Source organism: Rhodoferax ferrireducens, from assembly GCF_003347515.1.
Classification (GTDB): domain Bacteria; phylum Pseudomonadota; class Gammaproteobacteria; order Burkholderiales; family Burkholderiaceae_C; genus Rhodoferax.
Genome location: NZ_QEII01000275.1, coordinates 47,070 through 68,542, shown reverse-complemented (window position 1 = coordinate 68,542; position 21,473 = coordinate 47,070). Strand labels below are relative to the sequence as shown.

General features: G+C 61.1%; 23 protein-coding genes, 1 tRNA gene and 1 pseudogene. 18 read left to right on the top strand and 7 right to left on the bottom strand.

The window, feature by feature from the left end:
* Positions 1-4: 4 nt before the first annotated feature.
* From C5P05_RS15175 to C5P05_RS35290, 9 genes and pseudogenes are all read left to right on the top strand, one after another.
* Positions 5-685: a response regulator gene (locus tag C5P05_RS15175; protein ID WP_114970686.1), complete on the top strand. Its 681-nt coding sequence runs from the start codon at positions 5-7 to the stop codon at positions 683-685.
* Positions 686-740: 55 nt separating this feature from the next.
* Positions 741-816: transfer RNA gene (locus tag C5P05_RS15170), tRNA-Phe, on the top strand.
* Positions 817-986: 170 nt separating this feature from the next.
* On the top strand, positions 987-1,172 hold the full coding sequence (locus C5P05_RS34035) for an Arm DNA-binding domain-containing protein (protein WP_198674732.1): 186 nt from the start codon (positions 987-989) through the stop codon (positions 1,170-1,172).
* Complete coding sequence (locus C5P05_RS15165) at positions 1,169-1,609, top strand: tyrosine-type recombinase/integrase (RefSeq protein WP_198674731.1); 441 nt, start codon at positions 1,169-1,171, stop codon at positions 1,607-1,609. Before C5P05_RS34035 ends, C5P05_RS15165 begins: the two co-directional genes overlap by 4 nt.
* Positions 1,610-2,025: 416 nt before the next feature.
* A complete protein-coding gene (locus C5P05_RS15160) occupies positions 2,026-2,316 on the top strand; it encodes a helix-turn-helix domain-containing protein (protein WP_198674730.1) in 291 nt (96 codons plus the stop codon).
* Entirely contained in the window at positions 2,313-3,671 is a 1,359-nt protein-coding gene (locus C5P05_RS15155; protein WP_114970685.1) for a HipA domain-containing protein, read from the top strand. Before C5P05_RS15160 ends, C5P05_RS15155 begins: the two co-directional genes overlap by 4 nt.
* Positions 3,672-3,762: 91 nt before the next feature.
* The gene (gene xrtH / locus C5P05_RS15150) at positions 3,763-4,278 is read left to right on the top strand and encodes an exosortase H (RefSeq protein WP_114970684.1); all 516 of its coding nucleotides are present in this window, start codon (positions 3,763-3,765) and stop codon (positions 4,276-4,278) included.
* A pseudogene (locus C5P05_RS35295) lies at positions 4,193-4,588 on the top strand (exosortase H-associated membrane protein); the annotation flags it as partial. The gene xrtH and the pseudogene C5P05_RS35295, both read left to right, overlap by 86 nt.
* Positions 4,536-4,877 (top strand): exosortase H-associated membrane protein, encoded by a 342-nt coding sequence (locus tag C5P05_RS35290; protein ID WP_420130755.1) that lies wholly within the window; start codon positions 4,536-4,538, stop codon positions 4,875-4,877. The pseudogene C5P05_RS35295 and the gene C5P05_RS35290, both read left to right, overlap by 53 nt.
* A 1-nt stretch (position 4,878) precedes the next feature.
* On the opposite strand, the gene C5P05_RS15140 is transcribed toward C5P05_RS35290, so the two are convergent.
* The gene (locus tag C5P05_RS15140; protein ID WP_114970703.1) at positions 4,879-6,309 is read right to left on the bottom strand and encodes an alpha/beta fold hydrolase; all 1,431 of its coding nucleotides are present in this window, start codon (positions 6,307-6,309) and stop codon (positions 4,879-4,881) included.
* 251 nt (positions 6,310-6,560) lie between these two features.
* Between C5P05_RS15140 and C5P05_RS15135 the strand changes: the two genes are divergently transcribed.
* From C5P05_RS15135 to C5P05_RS15125, 3 genes are all read left to right on the top strand, one after another.
* A complete protein-coding gene (locus C5P05_RS15135; RefSeq protein ID WP_157979343.1) occupies positions 6,561-7,256 on the top strand; it encodes a carboxypeptidase-like regulatory domain-containing protein in 696 nt (231 codons plus the stop codon).
* A gap of 27 nt (positions 7,257-7,283) precedes the next feature.
* Complete coding sequence (locus C5P05_RS15130) at positions 7,284-7,691, top strand: YchJ family protein (RefSeq protein ID WP_114970681.1); 408 nt, start codon at positions 7,284-7,286, stop codon at positions 7,689-7,691.
* A gap of 70 nt (positions 7,692-7,761) precedes the next feature.
* Entirely contained in the window at positions 7,762-8,892 is a 1,131-nt protein-coding gene (locus tag C5P05_RS15125; RefSeq protein WP_114970680.1) for an ABC transporter substrate-binding protein, read from the top strand.
* 118 nt (positions 8,893-9,010) lie between these two features.
* Here C5P05_RS15125 and C5P05_RS15120 read toward each other — a convergent pair whose 3' ends face one another.
* On the bottom strand, positions 9,011-9,568 hold the full coding sequence (locus tag C5P05_RS15120; protein WP_114970679.1) for a YbhB/YbcL family Raf kinase inhibitor-like protein: 558 nt from the start codon (positions 9,566-9,568) through the stop codon (positions 9,011-9,013).
* A gap of 87 nt (positions 9,569-9,655) precedes the next feature.
* On the bottom strand, positions 9,656-12,703 hold the full coding sequence (locus tag C5P05_RS15115) for a DNA topoisomerase III (RefSeq protein ID WP_114970678.1): 3,048 nt from the start codon (positions 12,701-12,703) through the stop codon (positions 9,656-9,658).
* A 101-nt stretch (positions 12,704-12,804) separates the two neighbouring features.
* Between C5P05_RS15115 and C5P05_RS15110 the strand changes: the two genes are divergently transcribed.
* The 3 genes from C5P05_RS15110 to C5P05_RS15100 are packed head-to-tail and all read left to right on the top strand — an operon-like array spanning position 12,805 to position 14,771.
* Positions 12,805-13,284, top strand: a complete 480-nt coding sequence (locus C5P05_RS15110; protein ID WP_114970677.1) for an SET domain-containing protein — start codon at positions 12,805-12,807, stop codon at positions 13,282-13,284.
* A 6-nt stretch (positions 13,285-13,290) separates the two neighbouring features.
* Positions 13,291-14,091, top strand: a complete 801-nt coding sequence (locus C5P05_RS15105) for a biotin--[acetyl-CoA-carboxylase] ligase (protein WP_114970676.1) — start codon at positions 13,291-13,293, stop codon at positions 14,089-14,091.
* Positions 14,092-14,108: 17 nt separating this feature from the next.
* On the top strand, positions 14,109-14,771 hold the full coding sequence (locus tag C5P05_RS15100; protein ID WP_114970675.1) for an SPOR domain-containing protein: 663 nt from the start codon (positions 14,109-14,111) through the stop codon (positions 14,769-14,771).
* 3 nt (positions 14,772-14,774) lie between these two features.
* On the opposite strand, the gene C5P05_RS15095 is transcribed toward C5P05_RS15100, so the two are convergent.
* The 3 genes from C5P05_RS15095 to C5P05_RS15085 form a co-directional block, all read right to left on the bottom strand.
* Complete coding sequence (locus C5P05_RS15095; RefSeq protein ID WP_114970674.1) at positions 14,775-16,232, bottom strand: sensor histidine kinase; 1,458 nt, start codon at positions 16,230-16,232, stop codon at positions 14,775-14,777.
* A gap of 27 nt (positions 16,233-16,259) precedes the next feature.
* Positions 16,260-16,934, bottom strand: coding sequence for a response regulator transcription factor (locus tag C5P05_RS15090; protein ID WP_114970673.1), 675 nt, complete (start codon positions 16,932-16,934; stop codon positions 16,260-16,262).
* Positions 16,935-17,039: 105 nt separating this feature from the next.
* The gene (locus C5P05_RS15085; protein WP_114970672.1) at positions 17,040-17,513 is read right to left on the bottom strand and encodes a MarR family winged helix-turn-helix transcriptional regulator; all 474 of its coding nucleotides are present in this window, start codon (positions 17,511-17,513) and stop codon (positions 17,040-17,042) included.
* A gap of 173 nt (positions 17,514-17,686) precedes the next feature.
* Here C5P05_RS15085 and recA point away from each other — a divergent pair, with 173 nt between their 5' ends.
* From recA to C5P05_RS15070, 3 genes are all read left to right on the top strand, one after another.
* A complete protein-coding gene (recA, locus tag C5P05_RS15080) occupies positions 17,687-18,778 on the top strand; it encodes a recombinase RecA (protein WP_114970671.1) in 1,092 nt (363 codons plus the stop codon).
* 90 nt (positions 18,779-18,868) lie between these two features.
* A complete protein-coding gene (gene recX, locus C5P05_RS15075; RefSeq protein ID WP_114970670.1) occupies positions 18,869-19,318 on the top strand; it encodes a recombination regulator RecX in 450 nt (149 codons plus the stop codon).
* A gap of 67 nt (positions 19,319-19,385) precedes the next feature.
* Positions 19,386-20,405 (top strand): Bug family tripartite tricarboxylate transporter substrate binding protein, encoded by a 1,020-nt coding sequence (locus tag C5P05_RS15070; protein ID WP_232834502.1) that lies wholly within the window; start codon positions 19,386-19,388, stop codon positions 20,403-20,405.
* 55 nt (positions 20,406-20,460) lie between these two features.
* Here the strand turns inward: C5P05_RS15070 and argC are convergent, their stop codons facing one another.
* A complete protein-coding gene (argC, locus tag C5P05_RS15065) occupies positions 20,461-21,396 on the bottom strand; it encodes an N-acetyl-gamma-glutamyl-phosphate reductase (protein ID WP_114970668.1) in 936 nt (311 codons plus the stop codon).
* Between the last annotated feature and the right edge of the window lie 77 nt (positions 21,397-21,473).

Below are 21,473 nucleotides of genomic sequence, written 5' to 3'. Positions count from 1 at the left end.
AAACATGGCAAACATACTGGTGGTTGACGACGAGCTCGGCATCCGCGATCTGTTGTGGGAAATTCTGAACGATGAGGGGCATAACGTTGAAGTGGCCGAAAATGCCGCGCAAGCGCGTGCTGCCCGCTTGCGCGACCGGCCCGATTTGGTGCTGTTGGACATCTGGATGCCGGACACCGATGGGGTGACGCTTCTCAAGGAATGGTCCACGACAGGCGCCCTCACCATGCCCGTCATCATGATGAGTGGGCACGCGACGATTGAAACCGCCGTAGAGGCCACCAAGATTGGTGCACTGGCATTTCTGGAAAAACCCATCACGTTGCAAAAACTGCTCAAAGCGGTGGAGCAGGGGCTGGCCCGTGGCGTGCTCCGCAAGACCGCACCGCCTCTGGCGGAGCCCTCGGTCTTGCCGCTGGTGGACATGGCCGCAATGGTTGGACATTCTTCAGGTGTTGTGGTGATAGAAGCCGGGCTTCAATCACAGCAAAGCTTCATGCTTGACAAGCCATTGCGCGAGTCCCGCGATGAATTTGAAAAAGCATATTTTGAGTACCACTTGGCCAAAGAAAATGGATCGATGACACGGGTGGCAGAGAAAACAGGGCTTGAGCGAACCCATCTCTATCGCAAGTTGAAGCAATTGGGCGTTGACTTGATGCGGGCCAAGCGCAACATGGCCTGAGCTTCAGACATCTGCTCAATTTCGGAGAAAAAGTGCTGCTATAATTTGCGGCTCAGGCCCGGTAGCTCAGTCGGTAGAGCAGAGGATTGAAAATCCTTGTGTCGGTGGTTCGATTCCGCCCCAGGCCACCATTTTTCTTTCTCAGACGATCCCAAGTTAGCCCAGAGTCCTTGTAAATCAAGGACTTAGCCTGAAAAGGCGGCTCAAGCGGTATCGTTTGATTCCACAACGTCCCGTTCTTGCGTGTACCCAACGGTGTACCCCAGACTGCTGTTTTTCATCAGTCTATTTTGGGTACACCATGGGACAACTAAATGATCTTCTGATCAAGGCGGCGCAGCCCCTCGCCAAGGAGTATTTGCTGACGGGCGGCGAGGGTTTGTACCTTCGCGTGCGGCCGACCGCCAAGGTGTGGGTGTATCGCTACAAGCAGCTGGGCAAGGAAGCCAAGCTGAGCCTCGGCACTATCCCGTCGTATCGCTGGTGACGGCGCGCAAGAAGGCGCGTGCTGAGGCTGAAAAGCGCGCCGGTGGCATCGATCCCAGGGAAGCGCGCCGCGCGGAAGACGAGCGTGATCGTGTCGCCCGGCTCAACACCTTTGAGCTTTTGGAGCGCGCATGGCATGGCCAAGCCAAAAAAGACCGTCAGTGGTCCGCGGGCTATGCGGAAAAGGTGATCCGGCATCTGGAACTGCATGTCTTCCCATGGATCGGCCACTTGCCGGTGGAGACCATCAAGCCCACAGAACTTGTTCGCTGTCTGCACCGCATCAAGGAGCGTGGCAACCTTGAGACGGCACAGCGCGTGCGTGAGGCCGTACAGCATGTGTACCAATACTCCGTGGATACCGGAACACTGGAGCCCGCCCGGAATTTCGTCAACAGCCGTACAGGCGGGCTGCCGCGCGGGTCCACTGAACGGTGACATCACCTCCAGCAACATCGGCGCGCCACGAGTTCGGCAGCCATCATCGCGATGACGGGCTACTACCGCGACGCGGTCGACACCCTCGCTGGGCTACGTGCACAACCTGTCTAAGCGCACGGCCGTGTACGTTCATGGCATGCTTTGAAGCGGTTTTTCGTCATTTTGCCTATGTTGAAATTTTAGGTAACTTGTTGTTGCGAAAGGAAAAACCTGTGCTGATGCTGATCATCGGTCTTGGGTATTCGGGTTACCAAACATAAGCCCGCAGCTTGTGCTTATAAAATTGTTTCGTTACTGCGGAACAAATGTATAAAATACTTCCTGAGAAAGATAGTTTCGCTATAGCGTAATAAAATGACATTCAGGTTGTTAATTGTTATAATTTCGGTTTGACGAAACTATTTGGAATGACCATGGCGCGGCGCCTACCCGAAACGCGTGAAGCAATTGATCCTCAAATCAGCGATCTGGCCGGCTTGGGCGCTGTCGTGCGCAACGCCCGTGCGCAGTCCCGGTTGCGCATCGATGACGCTGCCGTCTTCAGCGCCGTCTCGGCGGACATGCTCTCACGCCTTGAGAACGGGAAGCCGGTCACCACGGACCGGCTGCTGAAGGTGCTGGAGGGGCTGGGATTGGAGATGCTGGTGGTTTCCAAGAGCCAAGCCTGGAAGTTCAGGGACTTGGCGCTGAAGGCGTCCGAATGAGTTCCGACCCTGTCGAAGACCTTGACCGGGCGCTGGATGTGTTCTGCGGAACCAACCGCATCGGGCGGCTGGCCTTCGATCCGGCGAATGATCAATTCAGCTTTGCTTACGACCCAGAGTGGCTCAAGCATCCGGACCGCTTTCAACTGACGCCGCATATTCCGTTTGAGGGAGAGACGTCGCATGTCGTCATTCGGCGCTACATCGACAACCTGCTGCCCGAGGGGCGGGCGCTGGATGTCGTCTCCAGTTTCACCAATATCCAGAAGACCCATCTTTTCGGCCTTATCCGAGTGTTGGGCCGGGAGACGGCTGGCGCCTTGAGTTTTCTGCCTGCGGGACAGCTTCCCCAGGCTCAGCAACCTGAGCGCAGGAAGGTGGAGTTGGCGGAACTGCAGCAACGCATTGATGAACGTAATAGTGTGCCGTTCACCGTGTGGGACGGCCGGGTTCGCATGTCGGTCGCGGGTTACCAGGACAAATTGCTGGTGCTGCGCGAAGGCGATGACCTTTTCCTGGCCGATGGCTCGCTTTCCTCGACGCACATCCTCAAGCCCGAGCCGCTGAACGAAAACCTGCCCTGCATGGTGGCCAACGAGCATTTTTGCATGACCCTGGTCAACCGGCTCAGCCAGCGGCGCCTGAAGGAGAACTGGGCGGCCGAGGTGGAAATCCTGCGGGTTCCGGCGCCGGTGTTGTGTGTGGCGCGTTTCGATCGGGTCCGTGTGGACGAGCGTGTCCGGCGCCGCCACACCATCGACGGATGCCAGGCGCTGAACCTGCCGGTGTCCGCCAAGTATGAGCGTTCACTGGGCAATGCCGCCGATGTGCGGCACATCCGCGACGGCGCGAGTTTCCAGGCGCTGGCTACGCTGCGACCGAACTTGTCGAATGCAGCGGTCGGGATTCGCCAGATGGCCATGTGGGCCGTTACCACGCTGCTGCTGGGAAACAGCGATGCGCACGGCAAGAACATCTCCTTTTTCGGGTACGGGGACGTGTTCACCGTCGCGCCTTTCTACGACCTGGTTAGCGTGGCCGTGTATGACGGCAAGCGGATCGACCACGAACTGGCGATGGCCTTCGGCGACGAATTCACGCTGCCGGCAATCAAGTCGTTCGCGCTGGCGGATTTCTGCGAACGCCTGGGTTTTCCACGACGAACGTTCGCACGGGAACTGAAGCAGTTGTGTGAGTGGGCGAAGGAAGAGGCGCAGTTGCAGGCGGCTGATCCTGTTTATGTGAGCGAGGAGTGCGCGTTTGTGAAACAGCTGGCCGACTATATTGTCAGTCGGGCTGATTTTCTCTTGGGCCAGGCTGCCGAGATCCCGAAGTTCAAGGCTGATCTGTTCTGATGAAGACCGAGATGCTTGTCATTAGCTGTTCGATCGTGCGCATTTGGTCGCTGCAGTGTGTTCTGTCTGATTTTCCCAGAAGGAGTTTTTCGTGATTAGGTTCGTTCTCGTTTTCCTCGCCATTTTGGTAGCGTTGTTTGCGGCGGAGTTGACGCATCCCGTGCAGAACACCGTCGTTTTGCCCTGGACCAGCCTGCTTGCAACTGTCAGTGCAGCGGTGCTCGGGTTCTTTGACGGCTCCGTCATTGCTTACGGCAAGGTGCTGCAGCATTCCGTCACCGGTGTGGGCGTCTCCATTGAGGCGGGCTGCAACGGCATTGAGGCCTGCCTGATCCTGATCGCTGCCGTGCTGGCCTATCCCGCGTCCTGGCCCATGCGTCTGGCCGGTATCGCGCTGGGTTTTTTGGCGATCCAGTCCGTCAACGTCTTGCGGGTGATCACCCTGTTTTATTTGGTGGAGTACAGCGAGCCGATGTTCAAGTTCGCGCACCTTTACCTGTGGCAAGCCTTGATCATGCTGGATGTGCTTGTCGTTTGGCTGCTGTGGGTGCGCCAGGTGGCGCGCCGCGAAGCACGCGTTGAGGTGGCGAATGCGCAAACCGCGTAGCGTGATCGGTGGTTTCTTTGCACGGGCCCTGCTGGGCTTGGTGCCGGCGCTGGCGCTGTGGTACTGGGCGCGTGACTATGTGGTGCTGCCAGTGGCCTGGCTGGCAGACAAGCTGATGCGCTACTTTTTTCCCGGCTGGGTTTCCGGCACGGAGCTCGACGGCATCAATCAGACCTTAATCACGCGCTTGAGCGTGCCGCACGTATCCGGCAGGCTGGCGGACTTGACGCCCGAGGTCAGCGTGTTGACCTACTGTTATGGTCTGCCCTTGTTGTTGGCACTGTTCCTGGCGGCACGGGCAAAAGGGATGTGGTGGAAGCATGCCGGCATGCGCTGTGGGCCTGCTACCCTTTCAGGCGTGGGGCGTGTGCTTTGCCTGGTTGATCCCGATCGCGGTGCAGTCCGGGCAGTTCACCAGATCCACGACCTACTTTACGCAGTGGGATGTGAACCTGATTGGCCTGGGCTATCAACTGGGTTTTCTGCTCTTGCCGACCCTGGTGCCGATGCTGATGTGGCTCTACCTGGAGCGTAGCTTCGTGATCACCGTGGCGGTCGAGGGGGCCATGGAGGGCTCGGTAGCACAGCGATCGCGCTAAGCTATTGCGTGATTTCCAGCCACACCACATGGTTCTCTTTGGCCGGCCAGGTCCTGCCAACAATCCGCTCGACGGCGTCGGTATGAAACTCTGCTGAAATCGCCCGGTTTTGCAGTTTCGTCAAATTGATTTTGCTCGATGAAATGCCGGCTACGCGCGCCACGGTCACGCCCGGTGGCGGGGACTGGTCATCAAACCGGATGTGGTGGGTGGTCGGGTCCAGGTAGCCGCGCGGGCGTATCAGCTGAACAATGGAGAAAGCCGGCAGATCCGCATCGGCGATGCGATCCGCCTTCAAATGCACGACATCGCTGCTGCGCGGGAAAGGGCTGCGGTAAATGTGTGTCTTGGCGTAACCCGGGGCACTCATTACAAATTCATAGGGAACGCCGGGCATGCCCCGGAATGGACCCCAGCGGCCATTGGCACTGACTGCCTTGGTGTGAACCGGTGCACCCACCCGCAACCCAGTTTCCGGGTGCACGGCATAGATCTCGACCAGCGCCTTGGGTACGGGCAGGTTGTTGGTGAAATTGTTGCCGGCGCCGCCGCTGTCACTGGAGCTGGAGCTGGAGCTGGAGCGCACGCCCATGCCGGTCACCATGCCGTCCAGCACGATGCTTGGCTCAGGCCAGATCTTGAGTGATGCGGGTGGCTTGCCGGTGATGAAGCGGTAGGTTGCCTCAAAAGCCTCCGCTGAGAATGCCGTTTCACGGTGGTCAATGCGGGGTATGACGGTGTTTTGCGCGCCTTTGAGTGCCGGACTGTCGTAGTTGACTCGGGTGGGCGTGCCTTTGGCGCCAAACCATTCCCCATCCGGTTGCGAGAATTTGTCGTTGTTGTCCGATCGAATGGTGAGCCATTGGACGGGGCCGCTCACTTCGTCCCCCGCCGCATTCTTGGGCGCGTTCAAGGCTTTCAAAAATGGGCCAATGCCTGAAAACTCGCTGCCCTCGCGAAAGCCCGGCATCGCCCACACGCCGTGGTTGGGCGTGCCGCCCAATATCGCGTGGCTGACCGTTTTGTCACCGCCCCCGTTTTGTATGTAATTGCGAATCGCATAGCCCCCGCGCGAATGGCCTACCAATACCACTTGCTTGGCGCCTGTCTTGGCCAGCACCTTGTCGACCTCTGTCTTCAAGAAGGCCATGTGCTCAGCGGTCGAACTGCGACCGGCTTGCTCTCTACTATCGTCATCTTGCGCCAAGGGATAGGGCTGTTGCAAGGCGAACAGGCGATCCCGAGGCCAGCCGTTGGACTCGAAACGCCACAAGGTGGTTTGCCACACGGCCGCTGAGTCGCCATTGCCATGCACAAAGACAATGGGCGGTGCCTCGGCCTGGCCTCTGGGGCCAAAGGCGCAGCCACTTGATGCGATTGCCAGGGCCAAGGCGAGGGCGGCAGAAGTGCCGAAAAACATTCGTCTAAACATAAAGAATCCAACAAAAAAATGGCCAACACAGGGCGAATCGGAAATCCAGCCACCCAGGCCAAGTATCCCACCACAGCCAGGCGTGATCAGTCGGCGCTTCACCCATTGCGCACGCGCGTATTCCTGCACAATCCCGACATCGCCCGAAATGGGGACGGCGCAGCAGGTGCTGCATGACCAAGCCCCATGGGTTGGCTCAGGTGGCGTCAATGGCGCGGCGAATGATCAATGACAAACAAACGGTGCCTTATATGAAAATTCTTGCAGTTGTTCTAAGTTCGTGGCTGTTGGTCGCTTGCGGCGGTGGTGGCAGCGGCGGTTCCTCCGTCACCGTCTCGGTTGACACGGGCATCTTCACCGTCAGTGGCACAGTCGCGACCGGCAAGGCGATTGCTGGCGCCACCGTCAGCGCCAAATGCGCGGTGGGCACTGGAACCGCAACGACGAATGCCGATGGCACCTACAGTCTTGCCGTCGTGGGTGGCAAGTTGCCCTGCCTTCTCCAGATTACCAATCCGGCCGACGACTCGAAATTGCACACGGTGGCGACTGGCAACGGCATTTCGATGACTGCCAACATCACGCCGCTCACTGAAATGCTGGTTGCACGTTTGTTGCGCACCGAGCCTTCGCTCTTCTTCTCGGCCTTTGACGCGGTTTTTGCCACCGGCACCATCACGAGCAGCGCTGTTTTTGCCGCGCAAACCGATGTGGGCACGCTGTTGATTGGCACGGTCGACACCAGTACGCTCGGCGACTTCATCACGACAACACTCAAGGCCGCCACCTCCGACAATCTGGCCGGAGGCGATGCGCATGACCGGGTGCTGGACGTTCTCGGCGGAAAAATCAGCGGATCACAGCTTATCCTGCTGGTCTCGGCGCTGGCTCGTCTTCCCAGTCTGGCGGACGTTAAACAAGTGCTGCTGACACTGGGAATTCACTGAACAGACTGACGCAACCGGTCCCCGGCCATGAAGAAACCCCCGCCCCTGAGCCATCCTGCCTGTACCTGCGGTAGCGGCCGGCCCTACGCCGCCTGTTGCGGGCCATGGCACGCGGGCCTGGCAGAAGGCGTGCATGCTCCCAACCCCGAAGCGCTGATGCGCTCGCGCTACAGCGCCTTTGTGCTGGGCTTTGTGGACTACCTGCGGGCCACCTGGCACCCGTCCACGGCGCCGGGCGAGCTGGCGCTTTCTCCGGTCAAGTGGCTGGGGCTGGAGGTGCGTCGCGCGCAGGTGGATGGTGACGCGGGCGTGGTCGAGTTTGTGGCACGCTGCCGCGAGGGCGGACGGGCGCAGCGCCTGCACGAGACTAGCCGTTTTGTGCGCCAGCAGGGGCGTTGGTACTACATCGACGGCCAGATGAGCGAGACCGCTTAACCTGCCATTAGGGTTTGTCATGACGCGGGTACCGTTATGCTCCGGAAATAGCAGTCATTAACGGAACTCCATGAACATCTTCAACAGGTTGGCTTCTTTGGTTTTGGTCCTGGCTTCGTCGTTGGCGCAGGCCGAGACCGGCGTGACGGACAAGGAGATCCTGATCGGCCAGTTCGCCGCCATCAGCGGACCGGCGGCCCAACTCGGGCAACGCATGCAGCTGGGCATGCAGACTTACTTCACGGCGGTTAACGCGCAGGGCGGCGTCAACGGGCGCACGATCAAGCTGCTGACCCGGGACGACGGCTACGAGCCCGAGAAAGCTGCCGCTGCCGTGAAGGCGCTGATTCATGAGGACAAGGTGTTTGCCCTGGCCGGGTCCGTGGGAACGCCCACCGGGCTGGCCGCACTGCCGATCCTGAGCGAAGAGCAGGTGCCGCTGGTGGGCCTGTTCACCGGGGCGCAGGCCTTGCGGGAGCCCTTCAACCGGCAGGTGTTTCATGTGCGGGCCAGTTACTTTGACGAGACCGAGCGCATCGTGCAGCACCTCACGACCCTGGGCATCAAGAAAATCGCGGTGTTTTACCAAAACGACGCCTACGGCAAAGCGGGCCTGGAGGGTATGGTGCGGGCTTTGACCAAGCGTCAGCTCAAGCCGGTGGCCACGGGCACGGTAGAACGCAACAGTGTGGACGTGGCCAAGTCGCTGGGCGACATTCTCCAGGCAGAGCCCGAAGTGGTGGTGCAGATCAGTGCCTACAAATCGTGCGCGACCTTCATCAAACAGGCCCGGGTTAAAGGCTATGGCGGCCAGTTTTTCAATGTCAGTTTTGTTGGCTCCAAAGCCCTGGCGGACGAGTTGGGCGACGCCGGCCAGGGGGTGGTGATCTCGCAGGTGGTGCCCTTCCCCTATGCACCGAACAGCCCGATTGTTCGTGAGTACCAGCAGCGCATGCTGGACGCCGGACAGAAAGACTTCGACTTTTCAAGCATGGAGGGCTACCTCACCGCCCGTGTACTGGTGGAAGGGCTGCGCCGCGCTGGAAAAAATCTGACGCGCGAGACACTGATCAGCGGGCTGGAGTCGATGCGCGAGGTCAACCTCGGTGGTTTCACCGTTAACTACAGCGCCAAAGACCATCAGGGCTCAACGTTCACGGACCTGACAATCATCGGGCGCGGCGGCAAGTTCATGCATTAGGACTTGAAGCCGCCCAAGCTGGTAGTCCTCTGGTTGCTATGTAATAAATAGCTACTTGCGCTTAATTGGTAAGGGCTGGAGCCCTATTTCATCAATATTCAGGGTCTGAGCACGTCGCTTACTTGGCTTTGGGCCGACCGTATCGGGCGGTGAAGCTGGCCTTGCCCAGGCTGTTGCCGTTGATCATGAAGCCGGTCAACGCGGCGGTGGCGTCGGCGGGCACGTCAAGCTTGTCTTTCAGCGCGTACACGGTAAAGATGTAGCGATGCGCCTTGTCACCCTGCGGCGGGCAGACGCCACCCCAGGCGGCCACTCCGAAGTCGATACGCGCGGGGCGCGCCCCTTCCGGCAGGTTGGCGCCGCCCACGGCGCCGGCGTTGGGGCTCAGTTCGTTCACCTCCGCCGGGATGTTGATCACCATCCAGTGCCACCAGCCCGAGCCGGTGGGCGCGTCGGGGTCGTACACCGTCACGGCAAACGCCTTGGTGCCTTTGGGGGCGCCGCTCCATTTGAGCGCCGGCGACTTGTTCTCGCCGGCGCAGCCAAAGCCGTTGAACTCGAAGCTGGCCGGGATCATCCCGTTGGCCTTGATGTCGGGGCTGCTCAGCGTGAAGCCGCCGCCGTGGCTCAGGGTGGCGGCAGTCACCAGGGCGGCGGCCAGAAGGGTCTGTTTCATGCGGGGCTCCTGAAGTTGGAAACTTCAGAATGGTACGAAGCTTCGCGCCTGCCCTGTTGCGCCGCATCAAGTGCGGCGCAACCGCCATCAGCTCAGGTGCTTGCCCACAATGCCCGCCAGCTCAAACATGGTCACCTGCGGCTTGCCAAACACCGCCAGCAGCTTGGCGTCGGCGTTGATGGCGCGCTTGTTGGCCGCGTCCTGCAGCTGGTTGACCTTGATGTAGTCCCACAGCTTTTTGATGACCTGCGGGCGGGCCACGGCTTCGCTGCCAATGACTTCTGCCAGGGCTGCGCTGGGTGTCAGACCCGCAGCGGGTGTGCCGGCTCTCTTGACGGCTGCTTTGCGCGGTGTTTTGGCCGCCGTGGTCTTGCTTGCTGCCTTCTTTGCAGGTGCTTTCTTGGCTGAAGCCCCCGCAGATGCTGCGCGAGTAGCTACTGTTTTAGTAGCTCCGGCCGTCTTGGCTGCGGTCTTGCGCGGCGGGAACTTGGACGGGGCAAATTCAAAGTTGACCTTGCTGGCCTCTGCGTCCCAGGCCAGCATGGCTTTGAAGCCACGGCGCGTGCGCATGGAGACAAACTTGTCCAGCAGATCGGTCTTGCCGGTGTCGAGCAACTTGCTCATCTGCTCACGCACGATGGGCTGCTGCAGGATGACCTGGCCGCTCTTGAAGTCGCAGCTCGGCGTGGCTTGTGCCATGGTCGGCACGGATTTTTCGCAGACGTAACTCTTGCCGTGCTCAAATACGGCGCTGCCGCATTTGGGGCAGGCGCCCAGCGATTCCTGGCCGGAAAAGTCGATCAGTTCGCCCGACTCCTCGCCCTTTTTGTCGTCGCCAAAATCAAACTCAAGCTTGTAGTTTTTGGTTTCTTCGTCGAACTTGATGACCATCTCGGCGGTGAACGGCCAACCGGCTTTGGAGCGGAAGCCCTCCAGCGGGCCAATCTTCTTGTCACGCAAAAACCGCTCTACTTCCGCGACTTCAAAGGTGCGGCCCGCCGGTGTTTTGCCAAAGGAGAAGCCGCAACCGTCTTCTGTCCCGGTCTTGCCGGTGCAGGTGTAACGACGGTAGTTTTCCTTGATCACGCCGCCGCAGTTGGGGCAGGGCGCGGTAAGCGTCGCGTAGTCGCCGGGAATGGTGTCGCGGTCGTATTCCTTGGCTTTTTTAACCATGCGCTCGGTCATGGCGGCAATCTCGGCCATGAAGGATTCGCGACTCAGTTTGCCGTGCTCCATCTGCGCCAGCTTGTGCTCCCACTCGCCGGTGAGTTCGGCCTTGGTCAGCTCTTCCACATCCAGACCGCGCAACAGCGTCATGAGCTGGAAGGCCTTGGCCGTGGGGATCAGCTCGCGGCCTTCGCGCAGCATGTATTTTTCGGCAATCAAGCCTTCAATGATGCTGGAGCGGGTGGCTGGCGTGCCCAGGCCTTTTTCCTGCATGGCTTCGCGCAGCTCGTCGTCTTCCACGGTCTTGCCGGCGCCTTCCATGGCACCCAACAGTGTGGCTTCCGAGTAGCGCGCCGGTGGGCGGGTTTTCAGGGCTTTGGGGTCGACCGATTCAGCATTGACCAGTTCGCCCGGTTTGACCGGCACCAGGTTGCCCGGGCTCTTGTCGTCCCCGTCCTTGACCTCTTCGGCCGCTTCCTTGCCGTAAATCGCCAGCCAGCCTGGCTTGACCAGCACCTTGCCTTCGGTCTTGAAGCTGTGACTGATAAGTGCCCCCACGCTCGCCACTGCGTGTGCTTCGCTGCCCCCCGCGGGGGCCGTGCCTTGCTTGGGGCGGTCCGGCGCGGCGGCAACCGTACTGATGCGCGTGGTGATCTGGTACTCGGCACTGGGGAAAAACACCGCCATGAAGCGGCGCACCACCAGGTCATAGATCTTCTGCTCGGTCTCGGACAGGCCGCTGGGGGCCTGCAGCGTCGGGATGATGGCAAAGTGATCGCTGACCTTGGCGTTGTCAAAGATCCGTTTGCTGGGGCGGATGTAGTTGCCCTGCAGCGCGGTGCTGGCGTGTGGTGCCAGATGCTTCATGCCGCTGCCGGCCAGCATCTCGAAGGTCTGCTTGACCACCGGCACATAGTCCTCGGGCAGGGCGCGCGAGTCGGTCCGCGGATAGGTCAGGGCCTTGTGGCGCTCGTACAGGCTTTGCGCGATCGACAGCGTGGTCTTGGCGGAAAAACCAAACTTGCCGTTGGCCTCGCGCTGCAGGCTGGTCAAGTCGAACAGCAGGGGTGAGGCTTGCGTCGTCGGCTTGCTTTCCTCCGTCACGGTGGCCTTCTGGCCGCGTACCGCATCGGCAATGAGCTGCGCCTCACGCTGGTTCCAGAGGCGGTCGGCCTTGAGCTCGGGGTCCATCTCGTCGGTGTTGCCAGCGGCGGCATTGGCGGCCGAGCGTTTCCATTTGGGGTCAAACCATTTGGCAGGGTAGTCGCCAGCCTGTGCCGCAAAGGTGGCGTGCACTTCCCAGTAGTCGCGGCTGATGAACTTGCGGATTTTTTCCTCGCGTTCCACCACCACGCTCAAGGTCGGTGTCTGCACCCGGCCGACCGTGGTCAAGAAGAAGCCGCCATCGCGCGAGTTGAACGCCGTCATGGCGCGCGTGCCGTTGATGCCGACCAGCCAGTCGGCCTCGCTGCGGCAGCGCGCCGCATCCGCCAGCGGCAGCATCTGCTGGTCGCTGCGCAGGGCGCCAAAACCATCGCGGATGGCTTGCGGCGTCATCGACTGCAGCCACAGGCGCTGCACCGGCAGCTTGACCTTGCTGTACTGCTGGATCAGACGAAAGATCAGCTCACCCTCGCGCCCGGCATCGCAGGCGTTGATGAAGGCGCCCACGTCTTTGCGTTTGGCCTGTTTGACGATGGCGTTGAGCCGCGTCTTGGTTTTGTCCATCGGCTTCAGGTCAAAGTGCGGTGGAATCACCGGCAGGTGGGCAAAACTCCACTTGCCGCGCTTGACGTCAAATTCTTCCGGCGCCTGGATTTCAAGCAAGTGGCCGACGGCACTGGTGACGACGTATTTGTCGTTCTCGAAATGCTCGTCGTGTTTCTCGAACTTGCCCGCCACAGGCGTGAGCGCCTTGACGATGTCTTGCGCTACAGAAGGTTTCTCGGCGATTACTAATGTTTTCATCTGACTACAATCCAGTTTCTCGCGTGCGCACAGGCGCACACACACATACGTGAGCGCGCCCACACGCGCCCATACGAGTTCACCATACCAAATTTTTCACCGTGCCCAAAAAAGTCGCCGCCGCAAGCCATCGCCGCATTCAAACCCGACGCTCCGGCGTGCACGGCAAAGGCGTGTTTGCCGTGCAGGATATCGCCGAAGGCGAAACCCTCATTGAATACGTGGGCGAGATCATCAGCTGGCCCGAAGCGCAGGCGCGTCACCCGCACGACCCGACCGACCCGAATCACACGTTTTATTTTCACATTGACGAAAACCGCGTGATCGACGCGGTGGTGGGCGGCAACTCCTCGCGCTGGATCAACCACGCCTGCGACCCCAACTGCGAAGCCGACGAGCAGGACGGGCGTATTTTCATCAAGGCCCTGCGCAATATCAAGGCCGGCGAAGAACTCAATTACGACTACGGCCTGATCATTGACGAGCGCTACACGCCCAAGCTCAAGGCCGAGTACCCCTGCTGGTGCGGCGCGAAGACTTGCCGCGGCACGCTTTTGGCGCCGAAACGCGGCCGCCGTTAAGTGACCATGAGCAGCCCGACACGCTGGCCGGCTGAGGCGATCTGGGAAGCCGTGGTGCCTGATCTGCCCGGTTTTACCGTCGAAATATTGCCGCAGATCGATTCCACCAACACCGAGTTGATGCGCCGCGCCCGCGCCGGGCGCATGGAGCCGGTGCTGCTGGTGGCCGAGCAGCAGACGGCTGGGCGCGGCCGATTGGGACGACAGTGGTTTAGCGGGCAGGAGGCAAGCGCGGGGGCGCCAGCTTCTCTTACTTTTTCGTTGGGCCTGCCCTTGTCGCCGCAAGACTGGTCGGGCCTGTCGCTGGCCGTGGGGCTCAGCATCGTCCAGAGCCTGCATCCCGAGCTGCGCTTGAAGTGGCCCAATGATGTGTGGTTGCATGACCGCAAACTGGCCGGCATTCTGATCGAGACCGCCAGTCTGGGCGATCTGCGTTACGCCGTGGTGGGTGTGGGTATCAACATCCGGGAGCGTGGCGCCACGGGCCTGGCCACGCCGCCCGCCTGGCTGGGGGAGGTGCTGCCGGGCGTGGATGCGCCACAGGCCCTGCTGCGGATCGCCGCACCCTTGGTGCAAGCCCTCAAGGCGTTCGAGGCGTACGGCTTCGCGCCGTTTCAGGCCCGTTTCAATGAGCGCGATGCGCTGGCCGGACTTGCGGTGACCCTCAGCGATGGGGTAAGCGGTACAGCGCTTGGGGTGGATGGTGTTGGCGCCTTGCGCGTACAGACGGAGCAGGGGGTCAAAAAAATCACCAGTTCCGAGGTAAGCGTGCGCCCCTTGAGTCCCCCGCCCTACGAGCATCTCTAGTCGGCACCTGTACACCCATGTTGCGATTATTTGTTCTGGCCCTGGTACTGCTCAACGGCCTATATTTCGCCTGGTCACAAGACCTGCTGCTCGGCCTGGGCCTGGCGCCGGTGCAGCAATCCGAACCGCAACGCTTGGATCAGCAAATCAGGCCGGATGCCCTGCACCTGCTCACCCAACAGGAGCAGGGCCTGCCTGAGGCGGCGCCGCGCGTCCTTGTTGCCGGCTCGAACGAGTGTCTGCAGGCCGGTTTGTTTGACGAAGTTCAGGGTGAGCTGTTGCGTCGCACACTGTCCGCCAGCTGGCCGGCGGGCTCGTGGGTGCTGGACGCCGCAGCGGAGCCGGCGCGCTGGATCATCTACATGGGTAAATATGCCAGCACCGCCGATCTAGAAAAAAAGCGCGCGCAGCTGGCGTTCTTGAACCTGAAGTATGAGCCCTTGGTCAACCCGGCGCTGGCCTTGGGGCTGTCCTTGGGCGGCTTCGAGACGCAGGCAGCGGCCAATGAGGCACTGGAGGCTTTGAGCCAGCGCGGCGTGCGCACCGCACGTGTGGTGGAGGAGCGCGCCGAGGTGCGTGGCCTGCTGTTGCGCTTGCCGGGCGTCGATGATGCGTTGCGAGCCCGACTGGAGGCCTTGACGCCGGCTCTGGCCGGCAAGCCCTTGACCGCGTGCCGCTGAGCCCTAGGCCAGGGCCGCGTCGCTGGTCGACTCCGCCATAAAACGCACACTGAAGCGCGCACCGGGCGGCACCTGACCGGGCCGGGTGTCCTCCATGCTGACGGTGGCGTTGTGCTGGTGCGCGATCTTCATCACGATCGGCAGGCCCAGCCCGGAGCCATCGGCCTCGGTGCCCAGCGCGCGATAGAAGGGTTGGAAAATAAGCTCCCGCTCGGCCTCGGGCACGCCCGGGCCGGAATCTTCCACCTGCAGCACCAGGGTTTTGCCAAACGGATCGGTCAGCACCCGCGCTGTGATGACGCCGGGTTGGTCGACGCTGGAGGGCGTGTAATTGATGGCGTTGTCCACCAGGTTGCGGATCAGCTCCTTGAGCAGGGTCGGGTTGCCCGCCAGTTGCCCGCCTTCCGCGCCTGGCTGGGTGCCTTCATAACCCAGGTCAATGTATTTTTCGATCGCCCGCGGCACGCAATCCCGCACCACGGCCATGGTCAGGTCGGCCAGATCGCACAGCGTGCGCGGCATCGCCGCGCCGCTGCTCTCCGCCCGCGCCAGCGCCAGCAGCTGGTTGACGGTGTGGGTCGCCCGGATGCTGGCGCGGCCGATCTGGCGCAGCGATTGTTTCAGCTCCTCGGTGTTGGCGCCTTCGCGTTGCGCCAGGTCGGCCTGCATGCGCAAACCCGCCAGCGGTGTCTTGAGCTGGTGGGCTGCGTCGGCCAGAAAGCGTTTTTGGGTGGCAATCGAGTCTTTGAGTCGCATCAAGAGATCGTTGACCGAGTACACCAGCGGCGCCACTTCCAGCGGCACTGCCTGCGCATCGATCGGACTCAAATCGTCGGGGCGGCGGGCGCGAATGCGCTCTTCCAGCTGGTTCAGGGGTTTGATCGCCTGCACCAGCGCCAGCCACACCAGCAGCACCGCCAGCGGCAGGATGACGAACTGCGGCAGCATGACGCCCTTGACAATTTCCGTCGCCAGCACCGAGCGTTTTTCCATGGTCTCGGCCACCTGCACCAGCGCCGGTTTGGCGCCCGGCAGCGCCACTTTGACCCAGGTGTAGGCGACCTTGATGTCGACGCCGCGGAACTCGTCGTCCCGAATGCGAACCTCATCGAAAACGGGTTTCTCGTCTTCCGGCGGCAGTGGCAGCTCGCGCTCACCACTCAGGTACTCGCCCCGTGCACCCAGCAGCTGGTAGTAAACCGTGTCCGAATCATCGGCGCGCAGCAGTTCGCGCGCCGGTAGCGGCAGGTTGAATTGGACCCGGTTGTTGTTTACGGTGACCAATTGCGCCAGCGCCCCGACGTCATACTCCAGCGCCCGGTCAAACGGCTTGCCGGCAATGCTTTGCGCTACAAGCCAAGTCAGCACCAGACTCACGGGCCACAGCAGCAGCAGCGGCGTGAGCATCCAGTCCAGGATCTCACCGAAAAGGGAGCGCTGCTCGCGGTGGAAAATGTTCACGAGGTCACAAGCGTGGACAGCCTATGTTCAGTTGGGGATTTTTTCCAGGCAATAGCCCAGACCGCGAACCGTGGCGATGCGGATCGGGCCTTTTTCGATTTTCTTGCGCAGGCGGTGGATGTAGACCTCGATCGCGTTGTTGCTCACCTCTTCGCCCCACTCGCACAGCCGTTCCACCAGCTGGTCCTTGCTCACCAGGCGGCCGGCGCGCTGCAGCAGCACTTCCAGCAGACCCAGTTCGCGCGCCGACAGCTCGACCATGACGCCGTCGATGGTGGCGACGCGGCCGGACTGGTCGTAAATCAGGGGGCCGTGTTTGATGGTGCTGCTGGCCGAGCCCATGCCGCGCCGGCTCAAGGCGCGCACCCGGGCTTCGAGTTCCTGCAGGCTGAAGGGCTTGGCCATGTAGTCGTCGGCGCCATAGTCCAGACCTTTGACACGTTCCTCCACGCTGTCGGCGGCTGTCAGGATCAGCACCGGCAGCGAGGAGCCGCGCGCGCGCAGCTTTTTCAGCACCTCCAGCCCGTGCATTTTGGGCAGGCCCAGGTCCAGAATCAGCAAATCGAATTCGGTGTTGGTCATGAGCGCGGCATCGGCTTCGGTGCCGCTGGCCACATGGTCCACCGCGGCGCCCGAGCTGCGCAGGGTGCGCAGCAAACCGTCGGCCAAAACCTGGTCATCTTCTGCAATCAGAATTCGCATGTGAGTCTCCTTGGTGGGTGAAGGCCGTCGACGGGCATTCGTGTTTTTCGCCAATTCTAGGCGCGCATGCCCGCCAGACGTTTTTCGTCAGGTGAGGGCAGACTTTCAGGTTGCATACGCTTCCAGCCCGATCGCGATGACGGTGGCCACTTCTGGCCCGACCGCCGCGCGCAACTCATCCTCGGCCTGCACCACCGCTTGGCGAAACGCCTGCAGCCAGGCCAGTCCAATGGGGGTGAACACAATGCGCCGGGCACGGGCGTCGTGCGTGTCCTCCAGGCGGGTGACCAGACCCCAGGCCTCGCACTGCTCGACCAGTTTGCCCATGGCCTGCTTGCTCATGTTGGCGCGCTGCGCCAGCTCGGTCAGGCGCGAACCCTCCAGTGCCAGATGGCGCGTGATGTGGACGTGCGATGCGCTCAAACGCCCCCGCGCCGCCAGATTTGACAGCGCCAGCGGCATGTCTTCATTGCGGGCCATCAGGGCCAGCACGCGGGCGTCAAAGCGCTGCAGCGCCTGGCTCATCCAGTGCCCCAAGTGGGTTTGGCGCCAGCCATCGGTGGGATAAGGATCAGACATGGTGTGAAGGAGCAATGGGTAGGTGGAAATAGTAAACCAAATTGACTAAAAAATCTGTTTACAGATTTAAAGGCCGCGCTAAACTACTGTTCAAGCATCCAGCCTGTCATTAAAACCAGAGGGTGCTGCGAATCAAACCCCGACCCAAGCAATTGATATTCAAGGAGATTTCCATGGACGCACCTGTGACACCGATCAAAGCCCCCACCCCCGTGAATGCCGAAAAAGCCAAGGCCCTGCAAGTGGCGCTGGCCCAGATTGAAAAACAGTTTGGCAAAGGCACCATCATGCGTCTGGGCGAGGGCGAGGTGATCGAGGACATCCAGGTGGTTTCGACAGGCTCGCTCGGGCTGGACATCGCTTTGGGCGTCGGCGGCCTGCCGCGCGGCCGGGTGGTTGAAATTTACGGACCGGAATCCAGTGGCAAAACCACGCTGACCTTGCAGGTGATTGCCGAGATGCAAAAAATCGGCGGCCAATGCGCGTTTGTCGACGCCGAGCACGCGCTGGACATCCAGTACGCGCAAAAGCTGGGCGTCAACCTGCAGGACTTGCTGATCAGCCAGCCCGACACCGGCGAGCAGGCGCTGGAAATTGTGGACAGCCTGGTGCGCTCCGGCGCGGTCGATCTGATCGTGGTCGACTCGGTCGCCGCCCTGACGCCGAAAGCCGAGCTCGAAGGCGAAATGGGCGACTCGCTGCCCGGCCTGCAGGCCCGCCTGATGAGCCAGGCCCTGCGCAAACTCACGGCCCACATCAAGAAGACCAATTGCATGGTGATCTTCATCAACCAGATCCGCATGAAGATCGGCGTCATGTTCGGCTCGCCCGAGACCACCACCGGCGGCAATGCGCTGAAGTTTTACGCCTCGGTGCGCCTGGACATTCGTCGCACCGGCACCATCAAAAAAGGTGACGAGGCGATCGGCAACGAAACCCGGGTCAAGGTCGTCAAGAACAAGGTGGCGTCGCCTTTCAAGACCGCCGAATTCGACATCCTGTTCGGCGAGGGCATCAGCCGCCACGGCGAGATCATCGACATGGGTGTGACCGCCAATATCCTGGACAAGTCGGGCGCCTGGTACGCCTACAACGGCGAAAAAATCGGCCAGGGCCGCGACAACGCCCGTGAGTTTTTGCGCGAAAACCCGGCCTTGTCGACCGAGATCGAAAACAAGGTGCGTGCGTCGCTGGGCATTCCTTTGCTGCCGGGCGCCGAAGAGCCCGAAGTGAAAACCAAGGCTTCAAGCAAAAAAGCCGCCTAGCCCTCGTGGACTATGCGCAAGCAGCTATTAAAAGTATAGTTATTGCGCATAGTCTGCGGTGAATGCCATCACGGTTGAACCGAACTCCCCATGTCGTTTGCCCAGCCCTCTCTCAAAGGTCGCGCCCTGCGCCTGCTCAGCGGCCGCGAGCACTCCCGAGCCGAACTGGAGCGCAAACTCAAACCCTTTGAAGAGGAGCCCGGGTCGCTGGCCCAGGCACTGGACGAACTGCAAGCCAAGGGCTTCATCAACGAGCAGCGGGTGATTGAGTCGGTCGTGCATCGCCGTGCCGCCAAGCTGGGCACCGCCCGCATCAAGCAGGAGTTGCAAAGCAAAGGACTGGCTCCCGAGGCTGTCAGCGCAGCCCTGGCGGGCTTGCAGGCCAGCGAGTTGGAGCGGGCGCTGGCGGTCTGGCGCAAGAAGTTCAGCCAGGCGCCGCAAAATCCGAAGGAAACCGCCCAGCAGATGCGGTTTTTGGCCGCGCGCGGTTTTGCTTCCGAAGCGATTCGCGCTGTGGTGGCGGGCAAATTCGAGGACTAGATTTCGACGTGTGCAGTCTGGATAGACTAGGGCCAGATTTTTATCGTTTGCACGAATAAAGGAAATCATGCTCAAAAAAAGTGTTGGACTGTCTCGACGACAAGGAATGGCGCTGATGGCGTCGGCTGGTTTAGGCATGGCGCTGCCAGCCCGGGGACAGGGCAACGCGGCGAAACCTGCGCAGTCTCATTTGCTGGCGCGGCGTTTGCGCATTTTCATTCCGGCCAATCCCGGTGGCGGATGGGACCAGACCGGACGCTCCTTGGGGGCGGCCCTGGTAGCGTGCGGCGCGGTGGGCGAAGTAGAGTACCAAAATGAAGGCGGGAAAGGCGGTACGCTGGGCCTGGCGCGCTACGTCAAGGAATACAGCAGCGACCCCGACACTATGCTCATCAGCGGCGTGGTGATGCTCGGCGCGTTGGCGCGGGAGCAGCATCCGCCCGTTGACTTGCGCGATATCCAGCCACTTGCGCGTTTGGTTAACGACTACATGCTGGTCGTGGTGGCGGCTGACTCGCCGATTCGCACCATGCGTGATCTGGGTGAGCGCTTGCGCCGTGAAACCAGTGCGACGCCGATTGCAGGCGGCTCTGCCGGCGGTATCGATCATATTTTTGCAGGTGGTCTGGTGCGGGTTGCACGCGGCAGGCCGGAAGCGCTGAACTATTTGCCCTTCGCGGGCGGCGTCGAGGTGGTGGGCGCCGTGCTCAGCGGCAAGGCGCAAGCCGGCATTTCAGGCTTCAGCGAATTCAGCGCCGAACTCGCCAGCGGCAAGTTGCGCGCCATTGGCGTGTCATCCAAACGGGCCATGTTTGGCATACCGGCGGTCCGCGAATTCGGCCTGGATGTGGAAATGGCCAACTGGCGCTCTGTCATGACGGGCAAGGATGTCCTGACAGCACGGCGTACCGAGATGCTGGACGCGCTGGCGCGTGCGACCGCGCATGAGGCCTGGCAGAAAACGCTCAAGGAGAACCGCTGGTCGTCTGCGTGGTTGCCGGGCAAAGACTTTGCCAGTTTCCTGGACATCGAGGTTGCCACGACGCGCCTCATGCTGTATCTGCTCAAGCTGCGGGCATCGGTATAACGCCTTGGGGCTGCGCAACGCACTGCGCGCGTTGCACGCCGGGTTTTGATGTGTCCTAGATGCCCAGCATCAGCTTGAGATTTTGTACTGCCGCACCACTGGCGCCTTTGCCCAGGTTGTCGAGCCGGGCCACCAGCACCGCATGCTGGAAACCATCGTCTGCGCCCGGATTGGCGAACACCCTCAGTTCCATCTTGTTGGTGTCGGCCAGTGCCACGGCATCCAGCTTGAGATCCGGAGTGGCGGGCTCCACGCTGACCCATTCGCTGCCCGCATAGTGCCTGGCCAGCGCCTCATGCAGGTCTTGTGCCGTGGGCTGCCCCGGCAGCAGGTCCAGATGCAAGGGCAATTGCACCAGCATGCCCTGCTTGAAATTGCCGACCGAGGGGATGAACACCGGGCGGCGCGTCAGGCCGGTGTATTTCATGATTTCGGGCAGATGCTTGTGCTTCAAGCCCAGGCCATACAGCTCAAAAGCCGGCGCCTCGCCTTTTTCATAGGCCTCGATCATGGGCCGCCCGCCACCCGAATAACCACTGACCGAAGGCAAGGTCAGCGGGAAATCCTTCGGAATCAGGCCCGCATCAATGAGGGGTCGAATCAACGCAATGGCGCCGGTGGCATAGCAGCCCGGATTGGCGACACGGCGCGACTGTGCGACCGCTTCGCCATGGCCCTTCAGCAATTCGGGAAAGCCGAATACCCAGCCCGGTGCCGTGCGGTGAGCCGTGGAGGCATCAATGATTTTGGGACCAATTTGGCCTGTAGCCCTCGCCATATCGTCAATCATAGCTACTGATTCAATAGCGGCGTCATCATGGAGGCAGAGCACGACCAGATCCACTTGGGACATCAAGGCGCGTTTGGCCGCCGCATCCTTGCGCAGTTCGGGGGCGATGCTGACCAACTCGATGCCGGGCGTCGACTGCAGCCGCTCCCGAATTTGAAGACCGGTGGTGCCGGCTTCGCCGTCAATGAATATCTTGTGCATGTCGGAGCCTTTCTCGTCAGTTTCAATTCAGATGAATGCTTGATAATTATGAATTATGCAAGCCGCGCGCAGTCCTC